Origin of the sequence: Novosphingobium organovorum (assembly GCF_022832435.1) — a bacterium.
In the GTDB taxonomy this organism is placed as follows: domain Bacteria; phylum Pseudomonadota; class Alphaproteobacteria; order Sphingomonadales; family Sphingomonadaceae; genus Novosphingobium; species Novosphingobium organovorum.
On record NZ_JALHLF010000136.1, the window covers coordinates 1 to 7,929 of the forward strand.

The 7,929-nt window shown below is 69.3% G+C and carries 5 protein-coding genes and 1 pseudogene; 3 read left to right on the top strand and 3 right to left on the bottom strand.

The window, feature by feature from the left end; genetic code table 11:
* A pseudogene (locus MTR62_RS18805) lies at positions 1-519 on the bottom strand (LTA synthase family protein); the annotation flags it as partial.
* A 428-nt stretch (positions 520-947) separates the two neighbouring features.
* On the opposite strand from MTR62_RS18805, the gene MTR62_RS18810 reads away from it, so the two are divergent.
* Both MTR62_RS18810 and MTR62_RS18815 read left to right on the top strand, forming a co-directional pair.
* Positions 948-2,216: a capsule biosynthesis protein gene (locus MTR62_RS18810; RefSeq protein WP_244023833.1), complete on the top strand. Its 1,269-nt coding sequence runs from the start codon at positions 948-950 to the stop codon at positions 2,214-2,216.
* Positions 2,217-2,373: 157 nt separating this feature from the next.
* Entirely contained in the window at positions 2,374-3,117 is a 744-nt protein-coding gene (locus MTR62_RS18815; protein ID WP_244023836.1) for a class I SAM-dependent methyltransferase, read from the top strand.
* Positions 3,118-3,146: 29 nt separating this feature from the next.
* On the opposite strand, the gene MTR62_RS18820 is transcribed toward MTR62_RS18815, so the two are convergent.
* Positions 3,147-5,900: a M16 family metallopeptidase gene (locus MTR62_RS18820; RefSeq protein WP_244023838.1), complete on the bottom strand. Its 2,754-nt coding sequence runs from the start codon at positions 5,898-5,900 to the stop codon at positions 3,147-3,149.
* 188 nt (positions 5,901-6,088) lie between these two features.
* Complete coding sequence (locus MTR62_RS18825) at positions 6,089-7,252, bottom strand: threonine aldolase family protein (protein WP_244023840.1); 1,164 nt, start codon at positions 7,250-7,252, stop codon at positions 6,089-6,091.
* A gap of 162 nt (positions 7,253-7,414) precedes the next feature.
* On the opposite strand from MTR62_RS18825, the gene MTR62_RS18830 reads away from it, so the two are divergent.
* On the top strand, positions 7,415-7,780 hold the full coding sequence (locus tag MTR62_RS18830; RefSeq protein ID WP_244023842.1) for a hypothetical protein: 366 nt from the start codon (positions 7,415-7,417) through the stop codon (positions 7,778-7,780).
* Positions 7,781-7,929: the final 149 nt, after the last annotated feature.

Here is a 7,929-nt window from a genome sequence, read left to right on the forward strand (position 1 = left end):
CAGTCGGGCAAGGTCGGCCTCGGCGTCGGGCCGTGCGGCCAGACCGCGTGCCAACGCGAGGCGCAGGCTGCCCGCCAGCACCAGCACGCCGCCCAGCGCCAGCCCCAGTCCGGCCAGATGCGGCGCGGGCGCGGGCACGAAGAGCAGCACCAGCCCCGCCAGCAAGGCCAGCGCAACGATCCCCGCCGCGCGCTTCTGCCAGGCCTTGAGCGCCGAGAAGTAGAATTGGGGATGGCGAAACAGCGCCCCGATCAGCGCGAGGTCGGAAAACAGCAGCGGCTCGCCCAGCACCGCGCGCTTGGCGTTGGACGCCAGCGCCAGTACGGCCTGCATGGCGAGCGCGAGCGCCGCGGCCACCTGCGGATTGCCGCTGAGCGCCAGAAACGCCCCGAAGGCGCTCAGCCAGACCAGCGCGCCGAGCCAGAGCCCCCAGCCCTTGCGCACTCCGCGCGGCCGCACGAGCCCGTCAACCAGCGCCGCAGCGCCCAGCACCCCGACCAGAAGAGAAAGAATGATCATTGTCGAATGTATACTGTGCTCAGAATAGTTGCCGAATTTCACACCGGAAATCCGGCTGCAATATCGCGGGCTAGCATGGTGCGCACCGCATGGACACCATCGCCTTGCGCCAGACCTGTAGGCAACCGCGCCCCGATTCACCCGGTCCTGCACCCGCTTTTGTCACGGGCGGAAAANGCAATATCGCGGGCTAGCATGGTGCGCACCGCATGGACACCATCGCCTTGCGCCAGACCTGTAGGCAACCGCGCCCCGATTCACCCGGTCCTGCACCCGCTTTTGTCACGGGCGGAAAAAACGGCCGCACGTTCGGGAGAGGCTTGGCAGCGCGCCGGCCCGAAACTACGCAGGGGACACATGAACCTGATACACCGCTTGACCGACCACCCCGCTCCACGACGCCCGCACGCCGTGCGGTACGCGCGCGCATGAACGCCCCGATGCACGGCGCGCCCGTCCGCCCGCGCCTGACCGCCGTATCCGAAAAGCGCTGTGTCCTGCTGCTCCAGAGCCTCATGGGCCCGCTCTTCCGGCGCCTTGGACAGGAGCTGATCCGGCAGGGCCACAAGGTCTACAAGGTCAATTTCAACGGCGGCGACCGGCTGTTCTGGCGCCTGCCGGGCGGCATCGAATATACCGGTTCGCTCGAGGACTGGCCCGAGACGTTGCGCACGATCCTGCGCGAAAAGGGCATCACCGACGTCGCGCTGTTCGGCGATTGCCGCGCGCACCACCTCGCCGCCACCGCGGTGTGCCGCGACATGGGCATCCCGGTCCACGTGTTCGAGGAAGGCTATATCCGGCCCGACTGGGTGACGCTCGAACTGGGCGGGGTCAACGGCCATTCGAGCCTCCCGCGCGACCCGCGCTGGTACCGCGAGACCGCCGCCCGCCTGCCGCCCGTCCCCGAACACCGCCAGGTGCCTTTCTCCTTTCCGCGCCGCGCCAGCGAGGGGCTGGCCTACAACATCGCCGACGTGTTCTCGCGCCGGTTCTACCCGCACTGGACCAACCACCGCCCCTGGCATCCGCTGGTCGAGGGGATCGGCTGGCTGCGCAAGCTGCTGCGCGCCAAACCGCGCCGCAAGGAAGCGATCGCCCTGATCGAGCGGTTGCAGGGCAGCGAGGAAGCGTTCTTCCTGTTCCCGCTGCAACTCGATTCCGACGCCCAGATCCGCCTGCACTCCCCCTTTGCCGGGGTGGCCGACGCGCTGCGGCTGGTGATCGAATCCTTCGCCGCGCACGCCCCGGCCGACACCCGGCTGGTGGTCAAGGAGCACCCGCTCGACAACGGCGTGCGCGACTGGCGTGAGGAAACCCGAAGCATGGCGCAGCTGTTCGGCGTTGCCGATCGGATCGACTACATGGCCTGGGGCGACATCGCGCTGATCGCCGAACGCGCGCGCGGCACGGTGACGATCAACAGCACCAGCGGCACGCTCGCGCTGGCCAAGGGCATCCCGGTCGTCGCCCTCGGCCATGCGGTCTACGACATTGCGGACATCACCTATCAGGGCGGGCTCGACGCCTTCTGGTCCGATCCGGTGCCCCCCGATCCCGAGACCTTTGCCGCGTTTCGCCGCGTGCTGATCGAGCGCTGCCTGATACCGGGCGGGTTCTTTTCCCAAGAGGCGCTCGACAAGGTCGTGCGCCACGCCGTCGCGCGGTTCGAAGGCAAAGCGCTGATGCCCGAGTAGCCCTGCCGCCCCCCTGTCGGACACGGCGCGCTCGAATGTCAGCATCGAACCACCAGCCTGTCGCCAACGAACCTGTGGCCATCACGCCCCGCCTCTGCCTATGATTACCTGTTCCGGCAGCGGCGCCGGAACCGGGCAAGAGGGACAGGCGACACGGATGGGATGGATTGAAAAGGCGCTGATGCGCGCCAACAGGTGGCATTTCGTCCATTCCTACCGCACGATCATCGCGCGCGAAAAACGAAAGCATCCCCAGGACCGCGAGCGCGCGCTGATGGGCGCGATCGGCGCGGCCAGCCGCGCGGATTTTGCCGCACAGGGCGATGCCCAGGTCGCCGTGCTGCGCCACCATGGCCTCAGCGACGGCATGGCGGTCTACGATCTGGGCTGCGGCATCGGGCGCACCGCCCAGGCGCTGCTGCGCGACGGCTGGCGCGGACGCTACACCGGGGCCGACATCCTGCCCGAACTGGTCGATCACCTGCGCGCGCAGTGTCCGGGCTTCACCGCCATCGTCCAGCGCAAGCTGGCGATCGCCGCGCCCGATGCCACGCTCGACATGGTGTTCCACTGGTCGGTGTTCACCCACCTCTATCCCGAGGAATGCTTTCTCTACCTTCAGGACATCCACCGCGCGCTCAAACCGGGCGGGCGGCTGATCTTCTCGTTCCTCGAGTTCGAGGACCCGGCCCACCACACGGTGTTCCAGACCCGCACCGCCAATTTCGCCGTCAACGGCTGGTCAAGCGTGCTCGACAGCTTCCTCCATCGCGACTGGATCACGCTGTGGGCGCGCCAGATCGGCTTCGCCCCGCCGCGGTTCACCAGCGGCAGCGACACCGCCGATCACCCCGCCTTCTGGCAAAGCCTCGCGGTGCTGGACAAACCCGCCCCCGCCTGATCGCCACCGCCTGTCCACGCCTGCCCCGCTCACGAGGTCGGCGCGGGCCCCTTGACCGCGGTCACGAAGGCGTCGGGACGGATGTAGCGGGCAAAGGCCGCCTGGATCTCGGGCGCGGTCAGCGCGGCGTAGCGGCGCGCCGCGACCAGATCGCTGTCGAGCGGCTTGCCGTCCTGGGCGAACTGGAGCAGCTGCTGGCCGATCGCCCCGAAGCTCGCCTCGCCCAGCGTCAGCTCGCGCAGCAGCATGCCCTTGGCGCGGTGCAGTTCCTGCGCGCTGACCGGAGCCTGCTGCATCGCCGTGAGATCGCGCACCACGATGGCCCGCGCCGCACCGACCTTGTCGGGATCGCTGCCGAACGAGACCGAGAACCGCCCGCGGTTGGTGTCAAGGTCGAGCCCGCTGTCCACCGTGTAGACCAGCCCGCGCGTCTCGCGCAGGTCGCGCACCAGCCGCGCCGAGTAGAACCCGCCGCTCAGCACCAGATTGCCCGCGTTGAGTGCGTAGCGATCGGGGCTGGTGGTGGTGAGATCGACCTGCTGCGCCATCGTCACCGAATCCTGAACCGCGCTCGCCGCCGGGGTGACGAAATCGCCGCCCGCGCGGTTGACCGCAACAGCCGGGTAATCGACCACGGGCCTCGGCCCACTCGCCCGCCAGGCGCCGAAGGTCTTTTCGGCCACCGCGCGCGCTTCTTGCGCGCTCACCTTGCCGACGATGACGATCGTCGTCATGTCGGGCCGGTAGGCACGTTCGTAGTACGCCTTGATGTCGGCCAGCGTCAGCCCGCCGAGCGAGCCCGGCGTCGCGTAGCGCAGCGCCGGATCGCCAGCGGGCAGCAGCGCCCGTTCCAGTCCGATACGATCGCGGAAATCGGGCGAGGCGACTTCGCCCGCCACCGCCGCAGCCTCCTGATCGCGCATCACCGAAAAGGCCTTCTGGTCGAGCGCGGGATCGAGCTCGTTCTCGGCCAGCAGCTGCATCCCGGTCGCGAAATGGGCCGCGGGAACCGCCAGCGAGAAGCGCGCGCCCGCGCTTTCGTGCGCGCTGATCGCGTCGAGCGCGCTCTGGAAGGCGATGCGATCGTGCTGGCCGGTGCCGAAGGCGAACATATCATCGAGCACGTCGGCAACGCCCTCCTTGCCCTTGGCGGCCTGCATGTCCTGGTTGGTGTCGATCGCGCCGAACACCTCCACCGTGTCGCTCACGGTCTCGGGCTGGACGATGACGCGCAGGCCATTGGCCAGCGTGAAATCGCTGGGGTGGAGCGCGGACTGCGGCGCGGGCAGCGCGGCGAAGGCGGTCTTCGCCCAATCGGGCAGCGTGACCGGGCCGCTCGGCGTCGCGGCGAAGTTTTCCGCCCCGCCAAACCCCTTGGCGCTGACCGGCTTGTCCGAATCCTCAGGGCTGAGGATCGCGGTTACCGCCTGCGCAGGGTCAAACACCCGGCGGGCGAGCGCGTTGACCTCGGCCGGGGTCACCGCCGCGATCTGCGCGCGCACGGCATCGGGCGAGCTGGCCCCGGCAAAGGCCAGCGCCTGCGACCAGGCGTTGGCGAGCCCGGTGACCGAGTTCTTCTGGTAGCCCAGATCGGCGATCGCGCGGTTCCGGGCTGCGGCGACCAGATCGGGCGACACCCCCTCGCGCGCGGTCCTGGCAAGGATCGCGCGCATCCGGGCAAGAACCGCATCGGGCTTGGCGCCGCGCGCGAAGACCCCTTGCGCATAGGCCAGCCCGCCTTCGGGCAGGAAGTCGGCGGAGAAGCCGCCGTAGAGCGCCGCGCCGTCGAGCCCCATCGCGTAGAGCGCGCCGCGCTTGGAATCGAGCGCCTGCGAGAGCACCAGCGCGGTGGCGTAGTCCTTCGCGCGCAGGCTGGGCATACGGTAGGAAATCAGGACCTGGCCGTAGGGATCGTCGGTCGGCAGATGGATCGTCTGCGCCGTGACCGGCCGCAGCGCGAAGGCGGGGCGCTGCGGCAGGCGGCGCGGCGCGATCGGGCCGAACAGGCGGCGCACTTCAGCCAGCGTCGCTTGCGGATCGACGTCGCCGGCGATCACCAGGATCGCGTTGTTGGGCGCGTACCAGGCATCGTGGAAGCGCTTGAGATCGGCGGCACTGGTCTTGTCGAACGAGGGCCGCGTGCCGAGCGGGGTGTGCGCGTAGGGCGTGCCCGCGAAGAGCGTGTCGCGAAGGCGGGTGTAGAAGGTGAAAGTGGGGTTCGACAGGTCGCCCGCGACTTCCTGCTCGATCGCGCCGCGCTCCTTGTCCCACTCCGCCTCCTTCATGTCGACCCCGCGCATGCGCAGCGCGTGGATGTGCAGCGCGACATCGAGATCCTGCACCGGCACGGTGAAGAAGTATTGCGTCACGTCCTCGGTGGTGTCGGCGTTGAACTGCCCGCCCATGTTCGCCGCGAGCGCCGCGATCTGGTCCTTGCCAAGGCCGGGACTGCCACGGAACATCATGTGCTCGACCGCGTGCGCGGTGCCGGGAAAACCGGCGGGAACCTCGTTCGATCCGGCCAGATAGTTCATCTCGGTGGTCACCACCGGCGCGAGCGGGTTGCGCACGATGACCACGCGCAGCCCGTTGCCAAGCGTGGCGCGGGTGACCTCGCCCTGCGGCCTAACGGCATTGGGCGCAGCCGTGGGCGCGGCCATGGGCGCGGCGTGCCCTGCGGCGGCGCCGATCCCCCCACCCGCCGCCAGGATCAACGCGATCGCACTGGTCCTGGCGAACGCGAAAAGGGAACCGAGGCGCGGTGCGGCAAGGCGTGGCGGCATGTCATCTCCTGTAGGTCCGAACGGGAACCGCAAGGAGAGCGGCCCGGCACGCGGCAATGCCCGCCAGGCGCGTTTCGGCGCGGTCCCCCTGCCCCGAGTGGGGCGAGGTGCGCGCAGGATATACTGTATCACCTTGAACGCAGCCTTACTGCCTTACTGCGCGCACGGTGCGGCCCGAAACCGGCGCTTCAGAACAGCATGCCGATCGCCCGTGCCAGTTCCTCGTCGCCCAGCGCAAGACTGGATTGCCCGAGCGCGATCTCGACCGTCCAGGCCGCCCCATCGGCCACCGGGCGCAAGGCGCTGAACAGCCAGATGCCGGTCTCGCGCGCGGCGCGGTCGCGGGCGGCGAGCAGCGCCGCCTCCTCGCCATCGAGCGTGAGGTGGAACATCGAGGTGTGCGGCGGGTCGGGCGTCACGCACACGCCCGCGTGCCGCGCGAAAAGCGCCGCTATCGTGCGCGCGCGTTCGGCCAGCGGCGCCATGCGCTCAAGGCTGGCCGCCAGATTGAGCCGCGCCGAGACGATATTGCCCATCGCCGAATGCAGCGTGCCGCCCTGGCGCCTTTGCCAGACTGCGGCGGCGTCGATGAAATCGCGCGGACCGAGCAACATGGCCCCCGCCAGCGCGCCCACATCCTTGTAGAAGGAGACATAGACCGAATCGAACAGCGCCGCGATCTGCGCCAGACTGCGCCCATAAGCGGGCGCCGCCTGCCACACCCGCGCACCATCGAGGTGGAGGCGGATGCCGTTCGTCCGGCACAGCACGCTCAGTGCGACCAGATCGTCCCAGGCGGGAAGCTCGCCCCCGATCTCGCGCGCGGGAAGCTCGACCAGCAGGCTCGCCAGCCCCGTGCCCGCCGCCGCGCCATCGGGTCCGATCAGCGCGGCAAGATCGGCACAGGTGGTCGGACGGTGCGCCTCGCCCAGAAGATGCGCGTGCAGCCCGTGCAGTTCGCGGTAGGCGTGCTGTTCGTGCAGTTCGAGATGCGAGGTCGGGTGCAGCGCGATGCCCCGATTGCCCGCCCGCTCGCTCCAGATGCGCAGCGCGATCGGCTGGGCCATGCAGCCCGAGGGCATGAAGCGCGCGGCGGGCAGCGCGAAGAGCGCGGCGACCTCGGCCTCGAAATCCTCGACCAGCGGCCCGGTGCCGTAATAGTCGGGCTCTACGCCCGGCTGCCAGTCCGCGTCCCCGCCCTGCAGGCCGCCCCCCTGCGGACCGTTTCGGCGCAGCCACGCGGCGATCGCCTCGAACGGTTCGGCCGGGTGCACCGGGCCGTGCCCGGCAAGGTGACGGCAGGTCAGGCGCAGCCGGGTTCGCTCCGCGGCCAGGGCATCAGGTTCAGTCATGCACCGCCTCTTGCCGCCAGTCCCCGCGCTCTGCAAGCCGGGGCGGCGAAGCGGGATTTCAAACCGGCGCGCGAATCGCCCCGAAACCGCATATCCTGCTTCGCAGACCGCTAAATTCAGCGAAAACAGAGTACGAGCGGGGCAAATTCCGGCTTGTACCAGATGGCGCGATTACCTTACGTTTCGGTAGTGACCCTGTGCCAGATCCGATCCTCTTTCCTGTGCGCGCTGCTGGCCTTGCTGGCGGTGACCCTGGCCAGCGGGATTTCGTGCTGGCACGGCGCCACCCCGCACGACGATCACCCGGCGCAGGGTTTCCAGTTCGAACATGACCATGGCGCCGGACAATTCGATCCCGACGCTCCCGTGCACGTGGCCGCCCATGCCGCATCGATCTGGATTGCCGTGCCCCTCCCTTTTCTGGACCGTGCCCCGCGCCCCCTGGCGCGACTGCTCTGGCCGATGTCCTATGCGGCGGTGATCGCCGGGATCGGCCCGTCCACGCTTCTTCGTCCTCCACGCGGCTGAACGCTTCGCCAGCGCATCCCTGCGCTGATCGAACATTCGCGTGGAGACAATGAGATATGAACGGCATGATGTGCCGACCGCGCAGGGCTGCGCGGATCGGCCGACTGGCGGGCCTGCTGCTCGCCGGCGCGGCGCCCGCAGGCGTGGCC